At 68.5% G+C, this 25,127-nt stretch carries 20 protein-coding genes and 2 pseudogenes; 10 read left to right on the top strand and 12 right to left on the bottom strand.

Features of this window, described 5'->3' with window-relative positions; genetic code table 11:
• Window positions 1–14: 14 nt before the first annotated feature.
• The 3 genes from pdhA to ACWZHB_RS08325 form a co-directional block, all read right to left on the bottom strand.
• Window positions 15–1,121 carry a pyruvate dehydrogenase (acetyl-transferring) E1 component subunit alpha gene (gene pdhA / locus ACWZHB_RS08335; protein ID WP_427907350.1) on the bottom strand — a complete coding sequence of 369 codons (1,107 nt, stop codon included), beginning with the start codon at window positions 1,119–1,121 and terminating at the stop codon, window positions 15–17.
• A gap of 10 nt (window positions 1,122–1,131) precedes the next feature.
• Complete coding sequence (gene lpdA, locus ACWZHB_RS08330) at window positions 1,132–2,580, bottom strand: dihydrolipoyl dehydrogenase (RefSeq protein WP_427907349.1); 1,449 nt, start codon at window positions 2,578–2,580, stop codon at window positions 1,132–1,134.
• 165 nt (window positions 2,581–2,745) lie between these two features.
• Window positions 2,746–3,198: a MarR family winged helix-turn-helix transcriptional regulator gene (locus tag ACWZHB_RS08325; protein WP_427907348.1), complete on the bottom strand. Its 453-nt coding sequence runs from the start codon at window positions 3,196–3,198 to the stop codon at window positions 2,746–2,748.
• A gap of 62 nt (window positions 3,199–3,260) precedes the next feature.
• On the opposite strand from ACWZHB_RS08325, the gene ACWZHB_RS08320 reads away from it, so the two are divergent.
• On the top strand, window positions 3,261–3,629 hold the full coding sequence (locus tag ACWZHB_RS08320; RefSeq protein ID WP_427907347.1) for a VOC family protein: 369 nt from the start codon (window positions 3,261–3,263) through the stop codon (window positions 3,627–3,629).
• A gap of 11 nt (window positions 3,630–3,640) precedes the next feature.
• Here ACWZHB_RS08320 and ACWZHB_RS08315 read toward each other — a convergent pair whose 3' ends face one another.
• On the bottom strand, window positions 3,641–4,807 hold the full coding sequence (locus tag ACWZHB_RS08315; RefSeq protein ID WP_427907346.1) for a PucR family transcriptional regulator: 1,167 nt from the start codon (window positions 4,805–4,807) through the stop codon (window positions 3,641–3,643).
• Between the two features lie 152 nt (window positions 4,808–4,959).
• Here ACWZHB_RS08315 and ACWZHB_RS08310 point away from each other — a divergent pair, with 152 nt between their 5' ends.
• Window positions 4,960–6,243: a class I SAM-dependent methyltransferase gene (locus ACWZHB_RS08310; RefSeq protein ID WP_427907345.1), complete on the top strand. Its 1,284-nt coding sequence runs from the start codon at window positions 4,960–4,962 to the stop codon at window positions 6,241–6,243.
• Between the two features lie 4 nt (window positions 6,244–6,247).
• Here ACWZHB_RS08310 and ACWZHB_RS08305 read toward each other — a convergent pair whose 3' ends face one another.
• Window positions 6,248–6,730: a nuclear transport factor 2 family protein gene (locus ACWZHB_RS08305; RefSeq protein WP_427907344.1), complete on the bottom strand. Its 483-nt coding sequence runs from the start codon at window positions 6,728–6,730 to the stop codon at window positions 6,248–6,250.
• A gap of 41 nt (window positions 6,731–6,771) precedes the next feature.
• Window positions 6,772–8,175: an MFS transporter gene (locus ACWZHB_RS08300; protein ID WP_427907343.1), complete on the bottom strand. Its 1,404-nt coding sequence runs from the start codon at window positions 8,173–8,175 to the stop codon at window positions 6,772–6,774.
• Window positions 8,176–8,259: 84 nt separating this feature from the next.
• On the opposite strand from ACWZHB_RS08300, the gene ACWZHB_RS08295 reads away from it, so the two are divergent.
• Complete coding sequence (locus ACWZHB_RS08295) at window positions 8,260–9,030, top strand: AraC family transcriptional regulator (RefSeq protein WP_427907342.1); 771 nt, start codon at window positions 8,260–8,262, stop codon at window positions 9,028–9,030.
• 84 nt (window positions 9,031–9,114) lie between these two features.
• Here ACWZHB_RS08295 and ACWZHB_RS08290 read toward each other — a convergent pair whose 3' ends face one another.
• Window positions 9,115–10,368 carry a Glu/Leu/Phe/Val dehydrogenase dimerization domain-containing protein gene (locus tag ACWZHB_RS08290; RefSeq protein WP_427907341.1) on the bottom strand — a complete coding sequence of 418 codons (1,254 nt, stop codon included), beginning with the start codon at window positions 10,366–10,368 and terminating at the stop codon, window positions 9,115–9,117.
• Window positions 10,369–10,556: 188 nt separating this feature from the next.
• Here ACWZHB_RS08290 and ACWZHB_RS08285 point away from each other — a divergent pair, with 188 nt between their 5' ends.
• A complete protein-coding gene (locus tag ACWZHB_RS08285; RefSeq protein ID WP_427907340.1) occupies window positions 10,557–11,492 on the top strand; it encodes a LysR family transcriptional regulator in 936 nt (311 codons plus the stop codon).
• Between the two features lie 136 nt (window positions 11,493–11,628).
• Here the strand turns inward: ACWZHB_RS08285 and ACWZHB_RS08280 are convergent, their stop codons facing one another.
• Window positions 11,629–12,798 carry a serine hydrolase domain-containing protein gene (locus ACWZHB_RS08280; protein ID WP_427907339.1) on the bottom strand — a complete coding sequence of 390 codons (1,170 nt, stop codon included), beginning with the start codon at window positions 12,796–12,798 and terminating at the stop codon, window positions 11,629–11,631.
• A 172-nt stretch (window positions 12,799–12,970) separates the two neighbouring features.
• The gene (locus tag ACWZHB_RS08275; RefSeq protein WP_427907338.1) at window positions 12,971–15,352 is read right to left on the bottom strand and encodes a beta-glucosidase; all 2,382 of its coding nucleotides are present in this window, start codon (window positions 15,350–15,352) and stop codon (window positions 12,971–12,973) included.
• A 211-nt stretch (window positions 15,353–15,563) separates the two neighbouring features.
• Between ACWZHB_RS08275 and ACWZHB_RS08270 the strand changes: the two genes are divergently transcribed.
• Both ACWZHB_RS08270 and ACWZHB_RS08265 read left to right on the top strand, forming a co-directional pair.
• A complete protein-coding gene (locus tag ACWZHB_RS08270; RefSeq protein ID WP_427907337.1) occupies window positions 15,564–16,160 on the top strand; it encodes a TetR/AcrR family transcriptional regulator in 597 nt (198 codons plus the stop codon).
• A 94-nt stretch (window positions 16,161–16,254) separates the two neighbouring features.
• Window positions 16,255–16,719: a YdeI/OmpD-associated family protein gene (locus ACWZHB_RS08265; protein ID WP_427907336.1), complete on the top strand. Its 465-nt coding sequence runs from the start codon at window positions 16,255–16,257 to the stop codon at window positions 16,717–16,719.
• Window positions 16,720–16,788: 69 nt separating this feature from the next.
• Here ACWZHB_RS08265 and ACWZHB_RS08260 read toward each other — a convergent pair.
• Window positions 16,789–16,958, bottom strand: a pseudogene (locus ACWZHB_RS08260) (FAD-dependent oxidoreductase); the annotation flags it as partial.
• 78 nt (window positions 16,959–17,036) lie between these two features.
• A complete protein-coding gene (locus ACWZHB_RS08255; protein WP_427907335.1) occupies window positions 17,037–17,771 on the bottom strand; it encodes a PaaX family transcriptional regulator C-terminal domain-containing protein in 735 nt (244 codons plus the stop codon).
• Window positions 17,772–17,833: 62 nt separating this feature from the next.
• Here ACWZHB_RS08255 and ACWZHB_RS08250 point away from each other — a divergent pair, with 62 nt between their 5' ends.
• The 3 genes and pseudogenes from ACWZHB_RS08250 to ACWZHB_RS08240 all read left to right on the top strand — a co-directional run.
• Window positions 17,834–18,682: an SDR family oxidoreductase gene (locus tag ACWZHB_RS08250; RefSeq protein ID WP_427907334.1), complete on the top strand. Its 849-nt coding sequence runs from the start codon at window positions 17,834–17,836 to the stop codon at window positions 18,680–18,682.
• 119 nt (window positions 18,683–18,801) lie between these two features.
• A complete protein-coding gene (locus ACWZHB_RS08245; protein ID WP_427907333.1) occupies window positions 18,802–22,098 on the top strand; it encodes a protein kinase domain-containing protein in 3,297 nt (1,098 codons plus the stop codon).
• 182 nt (window positions 22,099–22,280) lie between these two features.
• Window positions 22,281–22,511, top strand: a pseudogene (locus ACWZHB_RS08240) (DUF1048 domain-containing protein); the annotation flags it as partial.
• 143 nt (window positions 22,512–22,654) lie between these two features.
• Here ACWZHB_RS08240 and ACWZHB_RS08235 read toward each other — a convergent pair.
• Entirely contained in the window at window positions 22,655–23,071 is a 417-nt protein-coding gene (locus tag ACWZHB_RS08235) for a MarR family winged helix-turn-helix transcriptional regulator (RefSeq protein WP_427907332.1), read from the bottom strand.
• 79 nt (window positions 23,072–23,150) lie between these two features.
• Between ACWZHB_RS08235 and ACWZHB_RS08230 the strand changes: the two genes are divergently transcribed.
• Window positions 23,151–24,968, top strand: a complete 1,818-nt coding sequence (locus tag ACWZHB_RS08230; RefSeq protein WP_427907331.1) for an ABC transporter ATP-binding protein — start codon at window positions 23,151–23,153, stop codon at window positions 24,966–24,968.
• Window positions 24,969–25,127: the final 159 nt, after the last annotated feature.

Genomic DNA, 25,127 nt, shown 5'->3' with positions numbered 1-25,127 from the left:
GCACAGTGGAATCCTCAGTGGGTGAAGAGCGGATCGGCGGGCAGACGACGGGAATCGCCCGGCACGGGAGTGGCGTAGGTGTAGTCGAACAGGCTCGACGGCTCCGGATGCGGGCTCGCGTCGGCGAACTCGACGGCGGCGGCGACACCGTCGGCCACCTCGCGCTCGAGCTCGGCCAGCGCCTGTTCGGTCAGCGCACCGGCGGCCAGCAAGCGCTGCTGCCACAGCACGATCGGATCGTGCTCTCGCACCGTCGCCACCGTGTCGGTGCTGCGGTATTTCGCCGGGTCGACCACCGAATGGCCCTTGAGCCGGTAGCTCACCGCTTCGAGCAGTGCGGGTTTGCCGTCGCGGCGAGCATCTTCGATGAGCTCGCTCGCCATGTCACGGACGGCGAGGACATCGGTTCCGTCCACCCGCTCGCCACGCATGCGATAGGCGGCGGCGCGTTTCCACAGATCTGGCTCCGCCGAGGACTTCTCGACCGTGGTACCCATGCCGGTCTGGTTGTTGATCACCAGGAACACCACCGGCAGCCGCCACAGTGCCGCGATGTTGAGCGACTCGTGGAACGCGCCGATATTGGTGGTGCCCTCCCCCATCTGGCACACCACGACGTCGTCGCCGTCGCGGTAGTCGATGGCCAGCGCCGCGCCGATCGCCAGGGGAACCTGTCCGCCCACGATGGCGTAGCCACCGAGCAGCCGGGTCGCGGTGTCGTACATGTGCATCGAGCCGCCCCAGCCCTTCGAGGTGCCGGTCGATCGGCCGTAGAGCTCGGCCATCACGCGACCCGGTTCGATGCCCTTGGCCAGCGCGTATCCGTGTTCGCGGTAGTTGGTGAACAGGTAGTCGGTGGGGCGCATCGCGGCGCCGAGACCGACAACGGTCGCTTCCTCGCCGAGGTTGAGATGGCAGTAGCCACCGATCTTGGCCTGCTGGTAGCTCTGCGCGGTGCGCTCCTCGAAGCGGCGGATGAACAGCATGTCGCGGTAGAGATCGCGCAGGGTCTGCGGATCTTCCGCCGCCACAGCGGCTTCGAGGTCCGACAGGGCCGCCGGTGTTCGATCGGTTTTCGTCGGCTTACCGGCGGGCTTGCGTCGCGCGGTGGTCGTGGTCATGTCGAGCTCCTCAACGCTTGCGTGGCGCGATGTGTACCGGCAGCCCGAGGCCGGCCATGGCCGCCTCCATGCCGATCTCGCCGAGAGTGGGGTGGGCGTGGATAGTGTCGGCCAGCTCGTCGAGCGTGGCTTCCAATGACATCGCGAGTGCGCCCTCGGCGATCAGATCGCTGGCGGACGGGCCGATGATGTGCACGCCGAGTACTTCCTGATGCGCTTGCCCCGCAACGATTTTGACGAACCCCTCGGTCTCGCCGAAGGTCTTGGCCCGGCCGAGTGCCGCGAACGGGAACTTGGCGGTGATCACCTCGTGGCCCGCCGCGCGGGCAGCGTCTTCGGTGAGGCCGACGATGGCGATCTCCGGGTGGGTGAACGTCGCGGCCGGGATCACCGCGTAGTCGATGTGGGCGTCGTGCCCGGCGATCACCTCGGCCGCGGTGATGCCCTGATGTGAGGCGACGTGGGCGAGCAGGGCCCGCCCGGTCACGTCACCGATGGCGTACACGTGCTCGACACCGGTGCGCAGCCGGTCGTCGACCTCGATGAAACCGCGGGCGTCCGTGGCGATTCCGGCCACCTCGAGGCCGAGTTCGGCGGTGTTGGGGCGGCGGCCGACGCCGACCAGCACCACGTCCGCGTCCAGGTCTCGCACCGCCGGACCACCGACCGACACCCGCAACGCGTCGCTCTCGGTGATGGCGGTGACCGTGGCGCCGGTGAGGACGGTGATGCCGCGCTTGCGGAACGACCGGCCGAGCGCGTCGCCGATCTCCTTGTCCTCCAACGGAACCAGGCGATCCTGCATCTCCACGACCGTGACCTGGCTACCGAACGTGGCGAACAGGCTGGCCCATTCCGCACCGACCGCGCTGCCACCGATGATCACCAATCGACGCGGCACCTCGGTCAGGCCGAACGCGCCATCGGAGGTGACGACGCCGGGCAGGTCCGCGCCCGGGATCGGCAGCCGCGCGGGCACCGAACCGGTCGCGACGATCACGTCGCGCGCGCTCACCCGGCGGATCGCCGCGCCCGCGGGGGCGGCGTAGCGGGGGCCACCGTCGAAGATCGGCGAAGCGCCGGTCTCGTGGACCTCCACGACAGTCGGCTCGACGAACCGCGCATGGCCCTCGATCACCGTGACCCCGTTGGCCTTCAGCAGGCCCGCGACACCGTCGGTCAGCTCTTTGACGATGCCGTCTTTGCGTTGCCGTATCGCAGCGAAGTCGAAGCGCACGTTATCGGCATGTACTCCGAATTCCGCTGCGGTGGTGAGAGTCTGGAAGACCTCGGCCGAGCGCAGCATCGCCTTGGTCGGGATGCAGCCCCAGTTCAGGCACACGCCGCCAGGACGCTCCTTCTCCACAACGCAGACCTGCAGGCCGCGTTGCGCGGCGCGGATGGCGGCTACGTACCCGCCCGGTCCACCACCGATCACCAATAGATCGAATTCCGGCACTCGTGGTGCTCCTCAGCTCGACGATCAACCCCGTCACGGTCGTGACTTGGGTCATCCGTCGAGTCTCACCGTCCACAAATGCACAAACAACTGACCGACAGCCCAGAATTCGAGCCCCCGAAATGGGCGCAGCGCCCAATCAGGCACATCGCGCCGGGGACCGAGCTATGCGCCGTTGTCACCGTCGCGCAGGGAATGGATCATGCCCCGCAGGATCCGGAACGCGCCCGACTGCTCAGCCTCGGTCAGGCCGGCCAGCATTCTGACCTCGACGGACCTGACCGCGACGGTCGCCTGCTCGAGGCTCCGCCGCCCGCGCGGGGTGAGCCGCGTGGGCAGCACCTTTCCGACGGGTGCCGCGGCGGGCCTGGTCACGTAGCCGTCTCGTTCCAAAGCCTGGAGCAGCACGTTCATCGTCTGCCGGGTCACGAACGCACCCCGCGCGAGCTCAGAGTTCGACAAGCCGGGCCGTTGCGCCAGCAGCTCGAGGCAGGAGTAGTGCGTCACGCTCATCCCGAGCGGCCGCAGCACCTCCTCCATGGACACACGCAGGGCACTCGATGCCTCTTTGAGCAGATAGCCCAGTGACGTCTCCAGATCGACCCCATCTTGACTCATGTCAGTATTCTGACATACGTTGTTTCGTGTCAGGAACCTGACATGAAACGAAGGAGCTCACCATGCCCGCTACCGGACCCGACTTCCTCTCGCTCCAAGCCAGCGACCTCGCCGCTTCGCAGGCGTTCTACGAGCAGTACCTCGGACTCGTCCGCTCACCGGCCGGACCGCCGCACGCCGTCGTCTTCGAGACGAAGCCGATCGCGTTCGCACTCCGCGACGTCCTCCCCGGCACCGATCTCGCCTCCGTTGCCCAGCCCGGCATCGGCGCCGCGATCTGGCTGCACGCCACAGACGTCCAGGCCGTTCACGACGCTCTCGTCGCCGACGGTCACACCATCGTCGCCGCACCGATCGACGGCCCCTTCGGCCGGACATTCACCTTCGCCGACCCCGACGGCTACCAGATCACGCTCCACGACCGCGCCTGATCGCCACGGGCTCAGGCGGGTTTGTTCACGCCCATCTCCAGGGCGGCCAAGGCGAGGGAGAGTTCCAGGTAGGACCGCTGCCCTTCCAGGCGTCTACCCAGCAGGGTGGAGATTCGCTGGAGGCGGTTGATCACGGTGTTGCGGTGGCAGTGCAGGCGCGGTGCGGCGTTCGCGGCCGAGCAGTTCTCCTCCAGCCAGATCGCCAGCGTGTGCAGCAGGACCTCGTGTTCCTTCGGCGGCAGTTCCAGCACCGGGCCGAGGGTGCGGGTGACCAGCAGGGCGGTCAGGTCGGGCGAGCGCAACAGCAGGGCTTCTGGGTAGCGCTGCTCCAACGACACCAGACCCGGTGCTGCCGCGGGCACGGTCTCCAGGGCCAGCATCGCCAGCGCATGGCCCGTCTCGATCTGCGCCAACCCCTGGACGACGGGTGACGCCGCCGCCCGGCCCCGGATTCGATCGCGCACCTGGTCCAGCACCGCGGAACTGTCCCGCTGCTCGAGCGAGACCAGCCCCACCATGGTGTCGACGCGGTCGTGCCAGACCGACCGGATACCCAAGGCCGCCAATGCTGTTTCGGTGCCGATCTCCACGTGCGGACGGTCGCCGCGCACCGCGACCACCAGGTATCCGCCGTGCGCGGGCAGGTTCAGCTCGCGCGCCGCCCGCGCGGCGAATGTCGCGTCGCGGGCGCTGCCGGCCAGCAGGTCCTCGATCAGGCCGTGCCGACGGCGCTCGTCGCGCCGGACCTGCTCCAATTCGGTGCTGCGATAGGAGGTGACCAGCGACGACGACATGCCGTCGATGGCCGACCAGGTGGCCACCCCGATCTTGCGGACTTCGCCGGGCGGGAGTTCGCCCGCCTTGTCCAGCAGTGCCTCCCACACGATCTGACCACCGAGCCGGAACGTCCGCAGCATGACCTCGAGTGGCACACCCTGCGCCGCGCGATTGCGGCCGATGGCGGCGGCGACATCGTCGCGGTCCGGTCCGGTCACCTCGCCGGCCACAAGATCGAGGACCCTGGTCAGATAGCGGCTACACGCGTCGTGCAGGTCTTCCCGGCTGACCGGCGAGTAGTCCGTCCACTCCGGGATATCGGTGAAGATCGCGGCGATCAGCTGCCGGGTCAGCACCGGAATCTCGGTTCGGCACGCGGCCACCAACTCCCTCGTACCCACCGAAGGGAGGGTGTGCTTGGTTCTCGCGGCCATATCGCTAGACGCTACGCCCGGCCGTTGCCGCCACCGATCGGGATCTCGCATCCAGGAATCGAACGGATCGCGCCGCGTCGTTGCCACCGCAGCGGCGCGACACGGGCCATAGTGGTCGGATGGGTAACCCGGCCACGATCGCTGCCGCGTTCGAACCTCTGCTGCGAGCCTCCTTGGGACCACACCCCGCGGTGGGATTCGAATTCTGGGACGGCAGCACGATCCACCCCGATGGTGGGAGCGCGGGCACGATGCGTGTGCGCTCCGAGGATGCGCTACGCCATCTGATCTGGGCGCCAGGCGAACTCGGCCTGGCGCGTGCCTACGTGTCCGGCGCCGTCGATCTCGATGGTGACATCTTCACGATGCTGCGCGCGCTCCAGTCGACCGCGCCGAACGACGCGCGCCTCGGTCTCGGCGCTACGTGGCAGGCCCTCGGCGCGGCACGGCAGCTCGGGGCGCTGGGCCGGCGCCCGCGACGGCCACCGGAGGAAGCGCGGCCGCAGCGCGGACCGCTGCACACCAAGCGTCGCGACGCGGCGGCGATCAGTCATCACTACGACGTCAGCAACGACTTCTACCGGCTGGTGCTCGGACCGAGCATGACCTACTCCTGTGCGCGGTTCGTGCCGGACGACGACGGCTCACTGGAGAGCGCCCAGCAGGCCAAACACGACCTGATCTGCCGCAAACTGGGCTTGGCCGAGCAGTCGGGTATGCGCCTGCTCGACGTGGGGTGCGGGTGGGGTTCGATGGCGATGCACGCGGCGTCGACCTATGGGGCGCGGGTCGTCGGCGTCACCATCAGTAGTGCGCAGGTCGAGCTCGCCCGCAAGCGAGTCGCCGAGGCCGGGCTGTCGGCCAGTGTCGAGATCAGGCTTGCCGATTACCGGGATCTGCGCGGCGAACAGTTCGACGCCATCTCCTCGATCGGCATGTTCGAACACGTCGGCTCCGGACGCGCCGCCGAGTACTTCGACACCCTGCGCGCCCTGCTCGGCCCACACGGACGACTGCTCAACCACGCCATCTCGTCACCGGGCGGCTCCGTCATGGCCAAACGTTCCTTCATCGGGCGCTATGTCTTCCCGGACGGTGAACTCGTCGACGTGGGCGAAGTCGTCCTTGCCATGGAACGCGCCGGGTTCGAGGTTCGGGACGTCGAGGCCTTGCGCGAGCACTACGCGCGCACCCTTCGCCACTGGGTCGCGAATCTCGAAAGTGCTGGGGAACAGGCAGTTTCACTCGTCGGCGAAGGGCGAGCTCGTATCTGGCGGCTCTATATGGCCGCCTCCGCGCTGGGCTTCGAGGACGGCGGGCTCGGGATTCACCAGGTGCTCGGCGTGGTGCCGGAAGCGTCGGGGAACGCCGACATGCCCGCGACCCGGCGCGCTTGGGGATAGTCGCTCAGTGCCGCAGGTCCGGGTCCCAGCGATTCGCGAGCAGCGTGAAGCTCGGCGTGTCCTTCAACGAGGTCCGCTCCTCGTAGATGCGCTCGTACCCGGTGCTCGCGATCCGCCACTTCCCGTCGGAGTCCCTGCGGTATTCGTCGAAGTAGTAGCCGCCGCCCTGGATTCGCATGCCGTAGTCCGGCACGATCACCGTGTCCTCGAAAGCCCACGAGCCGCGTGCCACCGTACCGTCCACGTCGATCTCCGGGTGGTTGGCGATGTGCACGGTGATAATTCCCGGTCCGAGATTCTCGGACATGAATGTCACGACGTCGTCGCGGCTGTCGTAATGCAGTGGCTCTTTCATCGCCTGGGTGCCGTACCGAGCCTGGATGTCTTCGGCAAGGCAGTCGCCGAATTCGTCCCATTGCTTGAGGTCCAGCGTGCGGAAGTAGCGGTATTTGAGGCGCTTGATTTCCTCGACAGCGATGAGATCCATTCCGTAATTCTAGAACGCGTTCTAGGTGCTATGAAGGGTTTTCAACCACCCGTGCGAACGCTGAATTCTTCGCGAGGACGGGCGCGAAGCATCGCGGCGATCAGCGCCGCGGCGAGCCCCACAATGGCGGCGGCAATGGTGAGTGCGTAGGAAAACCCTTCGATGTCACCGCGTCGCGTCGCGAGCGTCACCAGGATCGCCAAGCCCAGTGCGCCGCCCAGTTGCTGGACCGAACTGAGGACAGCGGAGCCGATCCCCGCATTGTCCTCGGTGGTGCCGGTGAGTGCGGTGACTGTCAGGGCGGGCAGGCTCATCCCGCAGCCGAGGCTGGTGACGAGCAATGCGGGCAGCACCCCGAAGACGTACCCGTCATGGCCGTCGATGCCCGACATCAGCAACAGACCAGCCGCGCTGATCAGCAATCCGATTATCAACGCGGCACGAATACCGAGCCGGTGTACAGCCCGCGACGACAGCCACATCCCGACCAGGATCCCCGCCCCGAAAGGCAGATACGCCAGACCCGCGGTGAAAGGTCGGTAGCCGAGCACGGTCTGGAGCTGCAACATCAACAGGAAAGCCATGGCGTAGAACGCTGCGGAGAACAGCAGCGTCGCCCCATTGGCCACCGCACGTGGCCGAAAGGCCAGAAACGACAACGGGACCAGCGGTTCGCCGGTGCGCCGCTCCACGATCACGAACACGACCGCCAGCAGTGCGGCACCGACCATCGCCATCGTGGAACCGACTTCACCCCAACCAGTTTCGGACGCCCGCAGCAGACCATAGACCAGCAGAACCGGCGCGCCGGTGATGAGCGCCGCCCCGGCGATATCGACCCGCACGCGAGGTCCACTCCGGCTTTCCCCGACCAGCCGTGGCAGCAACACCAAGGCCAGGACAACCACCGGAACATTGATCAGGAAGACCCACCGCCACGAGGCGAACCCCGTCAGCGCGCCGGAGATCACCAGTCCCGAGGTGGCACCCACCGCGGCTGTCGCACCCCAGATGCCGATCGCCGCAGCGCGTTCGCGTGCACTCGGATAGAGCAGGGTGAGCAGCGCCAGCGCGGCCGGACTCGCCATCGCCGCACCTGTTCCTTGCACGAATCGTCCCGCAACCAACTGCCACGGTTCCTGCGCGAGTCCGCACAACACACTCGCCACACCGAAAAGCGCTACGCCGCCGAGAAATACCCGGCGCCTGCCGAGCAGGTCAGCGACCCGGCCGAACAACAGCAGGAACCCGCCGAACGCGAGGATGTAGCCGTTCACGACCCACGCGAGGCCGGCGGTGGTGAATCCGAGATCGGCCCGCACGGTGGGCAGCGCCACGCTGACCACATTGTCGTCCAGATTCAGCATGAACTGGACGAGACAGAGCACGATCAGCACCGTGCGACGGCGAGCCGTACCTGGATCCGCCGTAGAAATCGAAGTCATGCACCGACGGTAGGCAACGAGCACCGATGGCCGCTATCCGTCACCAGGCCAAGAGATAGCGCATTGAGGACATAGACTCGGGACATGCCCGCACCCGCCTTCGAACCCGCGCCACCCGGCGTCGGCACAATTGTGGTCGGCAGCTTTCCGCTCACCGCCGGGCAGTGGACTAACGAGCACTACCACCCGCAGCACCAGCTGGCCTGGACCCGCAGCGGTGTGCTCGGTATCGCTGTGGGACAAGCACATTGGATCGTGCCACCGACTCGCGCGCTGTGGCTGCCCGCGGGTGTCGTACACAAGACCGGCGCAAGCCGCGATGCCGTTCTACACAGTCTCTATTTCGAACCGGACCGCTGCGACGTTGCCTGGGCCGAGCCCACCCCGGTCCGGGTCGACGGTCTGCTGGCGCACCTGATCGTCCATCTCGCCCAGCAGAACTTGGCCGACGATCAGCGGCTGCGCGCCGAGGCGGTAGTCCTCGACCTGCTGCAACCGCTGCCCGCGACACCGATCGACGTGCCGCGCCCCGTCGACGAACGAGTACGCGCGGTCGCCGATGCCCTACTGGACAACCCGGCCGATCAACGCAGCCTGGAAGCTCATGCCCGGACCATCGGCGTGAGCCGCCGCACGCTCACCCGGTTGTTCGTACAGGACACCGGGATGAGCTTCGACCGCTGGCGCACCCACGCGCGAATCCAGGCCTCGCTGCCACTGCTCGCCGACGGCCAGCCCGTCTTCCGCGTCGCGCACACCGTCGGATATGCCACGGCCAGTGCGTTTCTCGCGGCGTTCCGGCGAACGGTCGGCACCTCGCCGCGACGGTATCTGGGTGGCGATTCGTTCGACTGACCTACCGGTTTCGATGGGACCGAATTCCGTTGTCGACATGATGAATCCGGGCAACCGGTGCCGCTGCCCCGCAGTCGACCGCGATCAGGAGATGACGACCGGACCCGCGATCGGGGCCGGGTCGTCGGCCCAGCGGTGGCCCGTGTCGCGCGGGGTGACGCCGTGGTCGGTCCACGCCGCCAGCAATTGGGTGACCTTGGTGTGCATGATGGTGCGGAGGCGGTCGAACGAAGTGTCGGGGATGTCGTCGACCTGGCCGAGCAGCAGCCACCACGCCCAGGCCACGGCCCCGGCGTTCGCGACGAAGTCCGGCAGTACCGGGATACCGCGCGCGGCCAGCATCGCCTCGGCCTCCGGCGTGGTCGCCGCGTTCGCGGCCTCGACGACGATCCTGGCCCGGACGTCGTAGGAGTTGTCGGGGGTAATCGCGTACGAGATCGCCGCCGGGACAAGGATATCGACGTCGGCGGCGATCACCGCGGTGCGCGGCAGCTGCTCGATGCCGTCGGGCAGCCGGGTGCGGTCGATCTCGCCGTAGCCGTCGCGCAGGTCGAGCAGTGCCGGAATATCCAGTCCGCCAGCACAATACAGCGTTCCCGCCGCATCGGCCACGGTGGTGACCTTCATCCCCGCCTCGTACAGGTAGTAGGCCGCCGCCCCACCCATGGTGCCGACACCCTGGATCGCGACGGTCGTCGCGGCGGGTGCCCGGCCCCACCAGACCGCGGCGGCGAGACAGGCGTGCGCCACCCCGTACCCACCGATCACGTCGCCGAGCAGGAATCCGCCCTCGACCGCGGCGTTCAGCCCGTTGCGGACCCGCACCAGGGTCGCGGCCGGGTCGTCGGCGCGACGGATCGCGGCGTGGTAGCTCTGCCCGAGGCCGAGCTTGTCGAAGACCTCGTCGATCAGATGCTGCGGAACACCGAGGTCCTCCGCGGTCACCCAGTGCTGGTCGATCCACGGGCGCATGGCCTCGCAGAATCGCTCCAGCACCTCGACCGCGCGTGGGTCCTTGGGGTCGAAGTCGATCCCGCCCTTGGCGCCGCCGACCGGCAGGTCGAAGGTGGCGGTCTTGTCGGCCATGCCGCGGGCGAGATCCTCGACCTCGCTCAGGGTGCAGCCTGCCCGCATCCGGGTGCCGCCGGTGGCCAGGCCGCCGCGCAGGGTATGCACGACCAGGTAGCCGACCGCGCCGGTCACCGAATCCGTCCACAGCAGGCGCAGATACGGCTCGCTGCGGCGGGTGGCGGGTGCGGGGGCGACGGCTCGCGGAATCGGCGGAAGGGTTTGCGCGGTCACCTGCGGGGTATCACCAGGGTTCTGGATCATCGTCATAGCGCACCACCTACTCGTCGTTCTCGCCGTCGACACCGAATTCACCGAGCGCCGTTCCGGACCACGTCGTCCCGGCCGATCACGCGCGCCCGGTGTAGTCCAGCGTGCGGTCCCACCTGCCACCGCGTCTATTTACAGTTCGTTCACGGCGGTGTTCACTGTTGCTGCACAGCGCATAGGGTCGTGTCATGGATCTGTCGTTGACCCGCCTGCGCATGTTGCGTGAGCTGCATCGGCGCGGCACGATCACCGCGGCCGCGGCCGCCCTGCACTACACCGCGTCGGCGGTGTCCCAGCAGCTCGCCCAACTGGAGCGCGATACCGGCACCCGGCTGATCGAACGGCGGGGGCGGCGGGTGCAGCTCACCGACCTGGGGGTCGTGCTCGCCGAGCACGCCGAGGAAATCCTCGCCTCGGTCGAGCGCGCGACCCAGGCCCTGGAAGGGGCGGGCGAGTCGCTCACGGCGAAGATCACCGCGGGAGTGTGGGCGTCGGTGGCCTCGGGCCTGCTCCCCGACGCGCTCACCACCCTCGCCCGCACCCATCCGGGCATCCTGGTGCGCACGCGCGAACTCGCGCCGGAGGCGACGGCGGCCGCGGTCCGTGACGGTGCGCTCGATCTGTCGTTCGTCCTCGATTACTCGAACTATCCGATGCCGTGGGACGGGGGGCTCGAGCGCACGGTGATCGCGGTCGAGCGCCTCTACGCCGCCGTCCCCGCCGGCGCGGTGCCGCGCGGCGATGTGACACTCGCCGAACTGGCCGAGCACCCGTGGATCCTGTCCCCCGCCCGGTCGCATTTCGGGCAGGCGGCGCGGTTGGCGTTCCAGTCCGTCGGGATCGTGCCACGGATCGACCACGAGGTGGAGGAGCAGGCGACCGCGATGGCGATGACGGCGGCCGGGCTCGGTGTGACGCTGGTGTCGGACCTGGGTCTGGCCCTGCGACCGCCGGGCGTCGACGTCGTCGCGCTCGGCGACGCCCTCACCCGGACGGTGTCGCTGGCCTATCGCACCAATACAGCGCGGCGTGCCGCGTTGCTGCTCGTCGTGGACGCGATCCGCACCGCGGCAGCCGAGAAGGGCCTCGGCGTCGACACCCCACCCCCCGCCGCCACGAGCTGACCCTGCGGCGCTGTCGACGGTGGCGCGGAGAACTGGCAGCGGCCGAGCGGACGCGGGCACGTCCGCCGGAACGACAAAGAAGACGTGGGCGGGCGACGACCATTCGTGGCGCAACGGCCCGATCTGAACCGCATCTTCAGGGAACCGCCGGTGGGCGGTCGGGGGCCAGGAGGGTGGCGATTTCTGTGCCGATGCTGACGGCGTTGTTCTGGTCGGAGTCGGAGGTGGGGCCGAGGGTGGCGTAGACGACGACGGTCGTCTTCGTTTTCGTGTCGTAGAACGCGACGCCGTCGTAGCCGCCGTAGGACGGGTTCATGTACAGCCAGTCGGCGAGGTGGACCACGCCGAAGGCGAAGTATTTCTCGGTGGTGAAGGGGCCGAGGCCCGCGGTGGACGGGCCCATCATCTGCTGGAACTGGTCGGGGGTGAGTCGTTCGCCGGTGCCGAGGGCGCGGACCCAGCGGCCGACGTCGGCGACGGTGGAGTTCATGTTGCCGCTGTGCAGGAAGGCGGTGGGGTTCCAGAAAGTGGAGTCTTCGAAGAAGTTTCGTTCGTTGGTGTAGCCGTGCAGGACCGGTTCGTCGATCTGCGGGTCGAGCACTACTTCGCTGTCGTGCATGCCCAGTGGCTCGGTGATGTGTTCGGCGATCAGCTCGCCCAGGGGCTTGCCCGCTGCCTTCTGGAGGACTTCGCCGAGGACGACCAGGTCGCTGTGGGCGTAGCCGAAGTCGGTGCCCGGCTCGAACAGGGGCGGGCGGGCGTTGGCGCGTTCGAGAAGTTGCGGTGCGGTCCATTCGCGGATCGGGTTCTCGCCGAAGATCTTCAGGAACTCCGGTTCGGTCACATAGTCGGAGATCCCGGAGGTGCTGTCGGCGAGCATCCGCGGGGTGATCTTGTCCGCGCGGGGAAAGTCGGGCAGCCAGCGGGCGATGGGTTCGTCGAGTTTCAGCACGCCCTGTCCGTCGAGCCGCCACAGGACCGTGGACAGCATGGGCTCCATGGGCTGGCCGACCCGCACGCGCATATCCGCTGTCGCGGGCACACCGAGAGGTGATCCGCCCAGCGCGCCGAGGGCGATCTGCTCCTCGCCCCGCCATGCGCCGTAGACCGCGGAACTGAGGTCGAGTTCGGTCATCTTGCCGCGAACGATGTCGGTGATCTTCGCCGCTTCGGGGCTCTCGACCGGCGAGGACTGCGAGCCGGTGGATTTCTCCTCCGCGGTGCAGCCGCCCGCGGCGATGGCGAGCACGACCGTGAGCACCGCACCTGCTCTCCGGTATCGGCGATGCCGGGGCGACTTGCTCATGACAGCGATCCCTTCGTCGAGGAACACTCACGATCAGCAGCACTGCCGAATCTACGCGCCGACAGAGCGCACCCGGTTCAGACTCGCGAGGTGTTCGGCGCCCCGCGTCCTCGTCATCCCGGGAAGGTCGCGGCCGGGATGACGAGGGGCCTCAGCGGAGACGACGCAGCGATCAGCGGACTTCGGCGGTGAGCGGGAGTGCGGATACCGAGGTGCCGACGTGCAGGGTGAACGGGCCCGGTTCGACGGCCCAGCCCTGTTCGGTCCAGTGTTCGAAGGAGCGCTGCGGCAAGGCGATCGTGGCGGTGACGGTTTCGCCCGCCCCGGCCTCGACCACGGCGAAGCCCGCGAGCCACCGCACCGGGCGGTCCACGGCGCTGTCCTCGCGGGACAGATACGCCTGCACCACCTGACGGCCCGAGCGCTCGCCGATATTGCGGACAGTGACGGTGGCGGTGCGACCGCGCACGGCCAGATCCACCAGTTCCCAGCTGGTGTAGCCGAGGCCGTGACCGAACGGATAGGCCGGGGCCACACCGGATTTCAGCCAGGCGCGGTAGCCGATATGAATGCCCTCGGGGTAGGGCAGGGCGTTGTCGGCGGCGGGCTTGGTGTCCAGGACCGGCACGTCGGCCATGACCTTGGGCCAGGTGGTGGGCAGCCGGCCGCCGGGTTCGGTCGCACCGGTGAGCACATCGGCGAGCGCATCGCCGAATTCCTGGCCAGGAAACCACGAGAGCAGAACGGCGGCGACCTCGTCACGCCACGGCATCTCCACCGGCGCACCCGAATTGACGACCACGATCGTGCGCGGGTTCACCGCGGCGACCGCCGACACCAGCTCGTTCTGGCGACCGGGCAGCGACAGATCCTTGCGGTCGTAGCCCTCGGATTCGATCGCTTCGGTGGTGCCGACCACCACCACGGCGATCTCGGCCGTGCGCGCCAATTCCACTGCGGCGGCGAACTCTTCGTCGGCGGAGCGGCGCGGGCGGCCGACGCCGAAGGTGATGCCCATGGCGGGCAGGCCCTTGTCGAGGGCGGGCGCCAGTTCGATCAGCACATCGATCTCCTCACCCTCGGCGAGGGTGCGGGTGACCCAGCGCTGCGGCGGGTTCAGCAGCATCTCGACGGGATCGCCGCCCTCGGGGAAGACGGTCTCGCTGAGCACGGTGGCACCGTCGAGTGCCAAACGCAGCGTGCCGACGCCGGCGTAGCCGATCCGCCACTCCCCCGCCACATCGGCGCGCAGCCGACCATGAAGCTGAAAGGACTTGGCCCGCATCGCGAACGGGGTACCGAAGAGCATCAGATTGCCCGCGGTGCGGTGTTCGGATTCCAGGACGGTCTCACCGTCGAGGTAGCGCAGGTGCACGCCCGGCGTGCCGGTCTCGGGGTCGGTGACCAGATCCAGCGGCACCGGGATCATGTTCTCGTTGAGGTGAACGCCCGGCGTGTACACCACCGGCAGCACCTCCCGCAGGCCTTGCAGCGGCGAAGTCGTATGCGAGGGAACGACTGTCGCACTGCCACCGCCACCGAAGCGGGGCTGCGCGGCGGCCGCGCCGAGGAGGGCGACCCGGGCGGGCGCGCCGAGCGGCAGCACACCGTCATTGGTGGCGAGCACCATGGCCTTGGCGGCGGCGTCGCGCACGCGCCGACGCGCGGTCTCCTCGGTGAAAGCCGGTGGCTGGTGCGGGGTTCCGTGCAGCGCACCCACGCGCTGGGCGAATCGCAGGATGCGACGGACCTTTTCGTCGATGGCGGACTCGGGCACCGCACCGGCGCGGACCGTCTCGAGCAGCGGGGCGGCCCAGAGTTCCCACGGGCCGGGCATGGCCAGGTCGGTGCCCTTGGCGGCGCCTTCGGTGGAGCGCACGGCGGTCCAGTCCGAGACCACCACGCCGTCGAAGCCCCACTCGCCTTTCAACGGCTCGTCCAGCAGCGGGTTTTCGGTCATGGTGACACCGTTGACGGAGTTGTAGCCGTCCATGATCATCCACGCGCCCGCCTCCACCGACCGCTCGAACGGGTACAGGTACAGCTCGCGCAGGGTGCGGTCGTCGACGATCACATCGGCGGTGAAGCGCTCGGTTTCGGAGTCGTTGGCCACGTAGTGCTTCGGACAGGCGCTGACGCCGTGCGCCTGGACGCCGGCCACATAGGCGGCGGCCATCTCACCGGTGAGCATCGGATCTTCGGCGAAGCATTCGAAATGCCGTCCGCCGAGCGGGGATCGGTGCAGGTTGATGGTCGGGCCGAGCACCGCGTAGACGTTCTTGCGGCGCGCTTCGGCGGCGATGAGCCCGCCGATCTCGGCGATCAGGTCGCGATCCCAGGTGGCGGCCAGCGCCGAGCCCGACGGCAGGCTCACCGAGGGGTCACGCTCGTCCCACGTCTCGCCGCGCACACCTGAGGGGCCGTCGGAGACGGGCATCTCGGCCAGACCGATGCTCTCGTCGCCGGCGAAACGGAAGATGTCGGCTCCGGAGATGAGCCGGATCTTGGCCTCCAGGTCCAGCTCGGACAGGAGGTCGTCGATGTTGTCGGTCATGCCAACCCTTTTCAGAAGTCCACCAAATCGGCCGTTACCTGCGGAGACATCCTCGTTCGGCGCCTGACCGATACCGGAGACACCGTCCCTGTACGGCTGGCACGAGTGTGCCAGTGAACAGCCAGCCTACCGAGTGGTCACTCGGTAGAGTTATCTGTTTGTTATCTGACGGAATTTTGCCGGTCCGGCGGGCGGACTACTCTCGCTCTTCATGACGCCGCAACGCCGAAGACGGGGCGCGGACCGCCGCGAGCAGATCATCGACCAGGCGCTCGCCAGCTTCGCCGACAACGGCTATCACAATTCCTCGATCGCCGAGATCGCGACGCGCTGCGGACTCTCCCAGACCGGCCTGCTGCACTACTTCCCGAACAAGGCGGCCCTGCTCGCCGCGGTCCTGGAGTACCGCGATCGACTCGACTACGACCGACTCGGCATGAACCGGCAACTGCGCGGCAAGGACGCGTTGCAGCAACTGGTCCAGCTGGTCGAGCACAACATGCACGTCCCCGGCCTTGTCCAGCTCTTCACCGTCGTCACCAGCGAAGCGGTCACCAGCGACCACCCCGCCCGCGCCTGGGTGGTCGATCGCTATCGAATCCTGGAAAACTATTTGGCCGGCGCCCTCGACGGCGGCGTCACGGACGGAACCTTCCGTCCCGACCTCGACACCCGGGCCGTCGCCCGCCAGATCTCCGCCATGATGGACGGCCTGCAACTGCAATGGCTCCTCGACCCCGAGCATGTCGACATGGCCGCACTCTTCCGCACCTACATCGACGACCTGACCACCCGACTGTCGACCTGATCAGGCCGAGTTCGCCACCCTGGCACCTACGATGAAAACAGCGGAATCATCTGCACCCGACATGCCGTCGCAGGAGGAGATCCGGAGGCCAGCGATGACGACACATCAGTTCACCACGCAGATCGAACTCGGCGGCAAGACCGCCACCGGTTTCCGGGTACCCGCGGATGTCGTCGAAGCGCTCGGTCAAGGGAAACGACCAAAGGTTGTCGTGACCATCGGGCCCCACACCTTCCGCAGCACGGTGGCCGTCTACGACGGTGAGTTCATGCTGCCGCTCAACGCGTCGAACCGGGCCGCCGCGGGTGTCAGCGCCGGAGAAACGACAGACGTCACCGTCGAACTCGATCGCGAAGAACGCACGATCGAGGTTCCCGACGATCTCGCCAAGGCACTGGCGCACCACCCCGGCTCGGCGGCAACGTTCGCCGCGCTCTCCTACAGCAAGCAACGCGAACGCGTGCAGTCCGTCATCACGGCCAAGCGTCCCGAGACCCGTGCGAACCGCATCGCCAAGATCGTGGCCGAGCTCACCGCCTCCGCAGGATCGACCGGCTGAGTTCGCCGGGATGCCGCCTCGTGGGCGCGCACGAGATGGCATCGTCACCGGGCGCCGCTCGCTGATCCCTCAGTGCTGCTGTCGCAGTGCTCGTTCGGCCGCGTTGGCGCCGCACATGCCGTGGGCGCCGGGGCCGGGTGGGGTCGCCGCTGAGCAGAGGCAGTGGCCGGGGAGCCCGGTGTCGTAGGGCCGCAGGGTTTTTCGGGGCCGAAGACGAGTTGGGGGATGTTCTTGGCACCGCGCGCCGTCGCATTGACCAGACGAGAGCACGGACTCACCGTCTATTCCGAGGTAGCGCTGACGCCCCTGTTCGCCGATCAGGTGTCGACCTGTCGGCCGAGTCGCCGGAGCCAGGTGAGGTAGGTCGACGTCGCTGCCCGAAGGTCCTCGACCGGCCAGTTGTCGGGCAGCAACACCGCGGGCAGCGCGGGGTCGGTGGTGAGCAGGTCCAGCGCCGCGGATACGGCGGCGAATTTCGCTGCCGGGTCAGGGTTTTCGATCGCGTCGAGCAGGGCGTGGGCGCGCGCCGTCCAGTCCGCCAGCGGCCACAGCGCGGCGGCGAGGCCGGTGGGGTCCTCGACGGGGCGCAGCCGGAACCGGAGGGTGGCGGCGGCGAGGTCGGCAGGCAGGGCGCGGACGAGGTTGGCCGGGCGCAACCAGACCCCTTCGCGGAGTTCAGCCAGGCGAAGCGAGAGCAGCCTGGCGCGCAGGGCCGCGCGCTCGGCCGACGGACGGCCCGCGGCAGTGACGACGACCTGCTCCCAGTCCCCGTCCCAGGGGCGAACGGGCGGTGCGGCGAGCTCCGTCCGACGCGCGCGCAACGCGGGATCGAGCGTATAGGCGCGGTGTTCGCGAACCAGCTCGCCCGCGGCCATCATTCGCGACACCGCGACCCGCACCGTCGTTTCCGGATACCCGACAGCGGTGGTGGCGGCGCAGATCTCGCTCGAGGTCATCGTCGGTGACTCGGCCGCGATCAGAATCCGGACCACCGCCGAACGGGCCGACACCGGCCGGACCTGCGCGTCGAAGCCGGGAGCAGCGGATTTCACGACAACGAGTCTACATATTTCACTATTGCCGCGACTGTCAGAAAACTGTAACGTCGCGAGGCATGACCACCACCTCGTTCCCACTGGCCGGACGCACCATGATCATGTCGGGCGGCAGCCGCGGCATCGGGCTGGCGATCGCCGTCGCCGCCGCCCGCGAAGGCGCCAACATCGTGCTGCTCGCCAAGACCGATACTCCCGACCCCCGGCTGCCGGGCACCATCCACACCGCCGCCGCCGAGATCGAGGCCGCGGGCGGGCAGGCACTCGCCGTGGTCGGCGACGTGCGCGACGAGACTTCGGTCGCCGACGCCGTTGCTCGCGCCGTCGAGCGATTCGGTGGCATCGACTACTGCGTGAACAACGCTTCGGCGATCGCCCTCGCCCCCACCGAGGAACTGCCGATCAAGCGATTCGACCTGATGCAACAGATCCAGCTGCGCGGCACCTACCTGCTCTCCAGCGCCTGCCTGCCGCACCTGCGCCGCAGCGACAACGCCCACATCCTGAGCCTGTCACCGCCGCTCAACATGGCACCCGAGTGGCTCGGCGCCCACCCCGCCTACATGCTCGCCAAATACGGGATGTCGCTGCTGACACTGGGCTGGGCCGGCGAATACGCCGAACACGGCGTCGCGGGCAACTGCCTGTGGCCCGAGACCCTGATCGCCACCGCCGCGGTACAGAACCTGCTCGGCGGCGACGACGCGATCGCCAAGGCCCGGACCCCGCAGATCATGGCCGATGCCGCCGTGGCGATCTTGCGCAAGGACGCGCGGGCGGTCACCGGAAACACCTTCCTCGACGTGGATGTGCTTCGCGCCGAAGGCATTACCGATCTCTCGCCCTACGGCGGCGCGGGCGATCTGGAATACGACATCTTCGTCGACCCGCCCCACCGTCGCGCCTGAGCCGCTTCGCCGGCCGAAACGCGTCTGACGTCGTCGAACACGGTCAGTTCCGGGGCTATCCTCGGTAGTGGGCGGGCGCACCAGCGCACCGCCACCGGGCCGCACCGAATCGAGCCGAGATGGCCGACAACTCGCCGACGCAACGCAACTCGGCCACCGGGGTCGCGGCGGAACTGACCGCCGAGGGCTTCGAGGACGCCGAGGAGATCGGGCGCGGCGGTTTCGGCGTGGTCTACCGCTGCGCCCAGCCCGATCTCGACCGTGTCGTCGCCGTGAAGGTGCTGACCGCCGAGCTCGACCCCGACGGCCTGCAACGCTTCGTGCGCGAACAGCAGGCGATGGGCAGACTCTCCGGCCACCCCCACATCGTCGCGGTCTTCCAAGCGGGCACCACCCACGGCGGTCACCCCTACCTGGTGATGCCCTATCACGCGCGTGGCTCGCTGGAACAACGCATCCACACCGTCGGCCCGCTGGACTGGACGGCGACACTGCGCCTCGGCGTGAAGATGGCGGGCGCGCTCGAGACCGCGCACCGGGCCGACATCCTGCATCGCGACGTGAAACCGTCCAACATCCTGCTCAGCGACTACAACGAACCCGAACTCACCGATTTCGGCATCGCCCGAATCCACGGCGGGTTCCACACGACCACCGGAATAGTCACCGGCTCCCCCGCTTTCGCCGCGCCGGAAGTACTGCGCGGCGCGCAGGCCACCGCCGCCGCCGACGTGTACGGCCTCGGCGCCACCCTGTTCTGCGCGCTCACCGGCCATGTCGCCTACGAGCGGCGCGTGGGCGAGCAGGTGCTGTCGCAGTTCCTGCGGGTCTCCGCGCAACCGGGGCCCGGTCTCACCGACCACGATGTGCCTGACGAGGTCAGGGCCGTCATCGAGCACGCGATGGCGACCGAACCCGCCGACCGGCCGAACAGCGCCGCCGCGCTCGGCGCGGAACTGGTTGCGGCCCAGCACAGTACCGGCAGCCCGGTCGACGTCCTGCGAGTCCCCGACACCCAGCGCCCGATCGCGGTGCCGATCGCACCGACCGCGCGGGCCCGCGAACGCACCACCGCACCACCCACACCCGCCACGAAATACCGCCCACCGACCCCGGCGCGGGCAACCCTCGCCAGAAAACGCCTGCTCGAGCACCTGCGCACCACCGAACGCACCCGGCTCACCGCCATCAACGCGCCCAGCGGATTCGGCAAGACCACGGTGGCCGCCCAGTGGCACGACGAGCTGGTCGAGCACGGCGCCGCGGTCGCGTGGCTGACCGTCGACGAGGACGACGACAACGTCGCCTGGTTCCTCGACCACCTCGCCGAGGCGATCCGACCCGCCGTCCCCACGCTCGCCGACAACCTCGATCGGCTGCTGGAGGCCGACGACCCGACCCGCGCCGTGCTCACCGCCTTGATCGACGGCCTGCACACCAGCGACCAGCGGGTGACGCTGATCCTCGACGACTGGCAACGGGTCACCGCCCCCGCCTCGGTAGCCGTCGTCCGGTTCCTGCTCGAACACGGCTGCCACCATCTGCCCCTCGTCGTCACGAGCACCACGCGGCTCGACCTGCCCTTGAGCAGGTTGCGCATCCACGGTGAACTCACCGAAATCGACGCCGCGACACTGCGTTTCAATGCCGACGAAGTCCACGCGTTCCTCGCCGAAGCGGGCGGTGTGCACCTGGCCGCCGGCGAGGTGGCCGCGCTGGCCCGCGCCACCGACGGCTGGGTCGCGGCACTGCAGCTCACGGTGCTGTCGCTGCGCGCCGGCGAGGACCCGGCACATCTGCTCGACAGCCTCGCCGCGCACCCCGACATCGGCGCGTTCCTGGCCGAGAACGTGCTCAGCGCACTGGATCCGGACACCCTCGATTTCCTCATGACGACCTCGATCTGCGAGCGGATCTGCGGCGGGCTGGCCACCGCCCTGACCGGCCGCGCCGATGCCACCGACCTCCTCGCCGACATCGCCGACCGCGGACTGTTCCTGCTGCCCGCGGGCCCCGACCACGACTGGTACCGCTACCACCAGTTGTTCGCCGGATACCTGTGCCATCGGCTCGCCCACAACCGCCCCGCCGAGATCGCGGGGCTGCGGCTGCGGGCCGCCGACTGGTTCGCGCACCATCACCTGCTCAATGACGCGGTCGAACACGCACTGGCCGCCCACGATCCCGGCCACGCGGCCGATCTCGTCGAACAGGGCGCCGGTTACCTGCTGGAGCGATCGAGAATGGTGATGCTGCAAGGCATTCTGGTGAAACTGCCCGCCGGGGTCTGCCGGGCCAGACCCCGGATCCAGCTGTTCGGCGTCTGGGTCAACCTGGTGCTGCGCAGACCCGCGGCCACCGCGTCCTCCCTCGCCCGCTTCGAGACCGCGCTGGCCGCGGCCCCACCCGCCGAGCCCGAACGCACCGATCTGCGCGCGGAAGCCGATGTGGCGATCAGCGTCGGGGAGATGTTCGCCGACCGGGTATCGGAGCTGGACGGGCTGATCGGTGACGCGCTGGCCCGGCCCGAGGTCTTCTCCCCGCGCATCCCCGGGGTGGCGGCCAATATCGCCACCTTCGCGGCGATCCAGCGCTTCGATTTCGACGAGGCGCGCCGGTGGCAGCTGTGGGCGGCGCCGTATCACGAGGCGACCGGCCCGTTCCTGTCGGTGTACGGGCGCTGTTTCGCGGGGGTGGCCGCCCGCGAACAGCTCGACATCACCGGCGCCGACGACCTGTTCACGACCGCACTCGATACCGCACGCACCACCATGGGCGCCGCCGCCCACGCGACTCGCCTCGCGTGCGCGCTACTGGGCGAATTACGCTATGAGACAGGCGATTTCGAGACAGCGGCGGATCTATTGGCGCAGAGCAGGGAGCTCTCCGCCGAAGGCGGCGGCGGGGTGGACTTCATGCTGGCCACCTACGCGACCGGCGCGCGGGTACGCGCCCTGCGCGGCGACCGCGACGGCGCGCTGGAACTCCTCGACGAGGGCATGTCCCACGCCGAACGCCTTGACCTGCCACGTCTGGCCGCCCGGATCCGCAACGAGCGGGTGCGTCTCGGCGTCGAACTCGATCCCCTCGCGATAGCGGAATTGACGCGCACGCGCACGATCCGGCGCGGCGACGGAATAGCCACCGCCATCGATGAATTCGACGAGGACTCCGCGATCCGGTTGCTGCTGGCGACGGATCGGCACCGGGCGGCGATCGAGCGCGCCGAGAAGTCGGTCGCCGGAACAGACGCGCAGCGCAGGCCGCTGGCCGCACTGCGCGCCGGGTTCCTGCTCGGCAGCGCATTGCGCCGGGGAGACCGCACGGCCGAGGCCGATCGGATCCTCGCACCGCTGATCCGGCGCTGCGATCGCCTCGGCCTGGTCCGGCTGCCCGCCGACTCGATCGCGACCTAGCGCTGGCGTCCTGCTGTCTCAGTAGCACTCAGTAATGCTCCTGCAGTCGAAAGGAGTTGCCACGGACAACTTGACGGAAATGCTGAAAGGAACGCTCGAAGGCTGCGTCCTCGAGATCATCGACGGAGCGGAGACATACGGCTACGCCATCACGCGCCGGCTGAACGAACTCGGTTTCGCGGATGTCATCAAAGGGACTTGTACACCATTCTGCTGCGGCTGGAGAAGAACGGATTGGTAATGTTTCGAAACGACCTTCCGAAGTCGGGCCGCCGCGCAATTTCAAGGTCGGGCCGGTCGAACTGACCGAAGGAGGTCTACTGCCGGGGATTCTCGACTTCTTCGAGGAAGGAGCCGCGAACGGCACCGGAGTCATCGAACTCATCGGCGATGATGTCGCGGCCTTCTGCGACGACCTCGTGAAACACTCACGGACCTACGCCGACACCTATCAGGAGTCCGTCAGCACCGAGCTCGGCAACCGTCAGCACCGAGCTCGGCAAAGGAACGACGTAGCTCGAGGTCAGGAGCGGAAATCGGCGAGCGCCGTGGCGCACTACCCGCCCGCTTCGGGGACGAGCTTGCTGAGGATGGCCTGCAAGGCGGCGCGCTCATGGTCGGTGAGTCGTCCGAAGAACTCGTCGGCGTCCTTCGTCCGGGCGGCGGTCAGAGTCTCGAGTGTCCGCATGCCCCGCGCGGTGACCGTCACGAGAATCGCGCGGCGGTCGGTGGGGTCGGGCCGCCGCGTCACCAGGTCGGCCTCCTCGAGCGCGTCCACCACTTCCGTGGCCGACCGGGCGCTGATCCGCAACGCGTCGGCGATGGCCGACAGCCGGAGACCGTCGTGCTCGCCTGCCACCCGAAGCGCACGAGCCTGGTGCGGGGTCAGCCCGATCGGCGCGTACGCCGCTGACCAGCGCCGACGGAGTGTCCTGGCCACCTGCATCAGGAGGTCGCTCTCGTTGTCGGGCATAAACGCGCCTCTCGACTTGTTTTCACTACCGGATAGTGAGGTAACCTCAGCATAACAGCACAACCCAAGGGGGTTGCACATGAAGAACCAAGACTCCGTCGGCGGCCGCACCCGCCGCGCCGACCCGGCCGACCGCGCACAATTGCGTGAGTCGCCCGTTTCCCTGCGCCGGATCGCGGCGCTCTTCGGCCCGTACCGCCTTCAGCTCACCCTGCTGAGCGTCTTCATCGTGGCGGGTTCGACGATCAGCCTCGCCTCGCCGTTCCTGCTGCGCCTGGTGATCGATGACGCGCTGCCGCACCAGAACGTCTCGCTCCTGCTCTGGGCCGTGGGCGGCATGCTCGCCGTCACCGTGCTCACCGCCGTCCTCGGTGTCGGCCAGACACTCGTCTCCACCACCGTCGGGCAGCAGGTCATGCACGTCCTGCGCGCGGACGTGTTCCGCCACCTGCAGCGGCAGTCGCTGGCGTTCTTCACCCGCACTCGTGGCGGCGAGGTCCAGTCCCGCCTGATCAACGACGTCGGCGGCATGCAGTCCGTGGTCACCAGCACCGCGACTTCCATCGCGAGCAACGTCACCACCGTGGCCGGCACCGCCGTGGCGATGGCCGTGCTGTCGTGGCGGTTGTCGCTGCTGTCGCTGGTGGTGCTGCCGCCGGCGATCTGGCTGACCCGACGCGTCGCTCTGCTGCGCCGCGACATCACCGCCCAGCGCCAACGTCACCTCGCCGACCTGCACGGCCAAGTCGAGGAGGGACTTTCGGTGAGCGGCGTGCAATTGGGCAAAACACTCGGTACCGGGCCGCTCGCCTCCGCCCATTTCGAGGAGACTTCGCACGACCTGGTCGGCCTCGAAGTGCGCGCACAGCTCGCGGGCCGCTGGCGGATGGCCACCATGAGCATCGTTTTCGCGGCCATCCCCGCCCTGCTCTACCTCGCCGCCGGTCTTCCGGCGACCAGCAGCGGCATGACGATCGGCACGCTGGTCGCCTTCACCACGCTGCAGGCCGGACTCTTCAGGCCGCTGATGGCGTTGCTCAACGTGGGTGTCGAAGTCACCAGCTCGATGGCGTTGTTCAGCCGGATCTTCGGTTACCTCGACCTTCCGGTCGAGATCGACGAGCCCGCCCAGCCGGTCGACCTCGACCCGCGCGATGTCGTGGGCGAGGTCCGATTCGACGATGTCAGCTTCCGCTACGACGCCACGGGCCCCGACGTGCTCGATGGCGTCTCGCTCGTCGTGCCGCCTGGGTCGACACTCGCACTCGTCGGCGAGACCGGTTCCGGCAAGACCACTCTCGCCTCGCTCGTCGCACGACTGCACGACGCGACCGGCGGCCGGGTGCGCATCGACGGCGTCGATGTCCGCGATCTGGAATTGGGCACCCTCGCGCGAATCGTCGGTGTGGTGTCGCAGGAGTCCTACCTGCTGCACACGACCATTCGCGAGAACCTGCGCTACGCCGCGCCCAGCGCCACCGACGCCGAGATCGAGCGCGCGGCCCGCGCCGCCCAGATCCACGAGGTGATCGCGTCACTCCCCCAGGGCTACGACACCGTGGTCGGGTCGCGCGGTCACCGGTTCTCCGGCGGCGAGAAGCAACGCATCGCCCTGGCCCGCACCCTGTTGCGCGACCCGCGCGTGCTGGTACTCGACGAGGCGACGAGCGCCCTCGACAACGAGACCGAGCGCGCGGTGCAGGCCGCCATCGACGTGGTGGCCCAGGGCCGCACGGTCATCACCATCGCGCACCGGCTCAGCACCATCCGCGACGCCGACCAGATCGCCGTCCTCGACCACGGCCGGGTCGTGGAGCTGGGCGACCACACGACACTGCTCGACGACGGCGGCCGCTACGCCCGTCTCAACGGCGCCGCCGAGGCCGTGGCGGCCTGATCGCCTGCACGCGCGCGGCAGCACGCCCACCAGCCGCACGAGATCGGCCATGTCGGTGAGCCTCGGAACGCTTGTGCCGCTTGACCACTCGATCTGGCCACACCAGAAGTGCCCGGCGCGTATTCTGACAACCGGCTGTGTTCATCTGGTCCGGCGATC

The sequence above is a fragment of the Nocardia sp. FBN12 genome (genome assembly GCF_054031145.1).
This window is presented reverse-complemented; position numbering and strand designations above follow the sequence as displayed.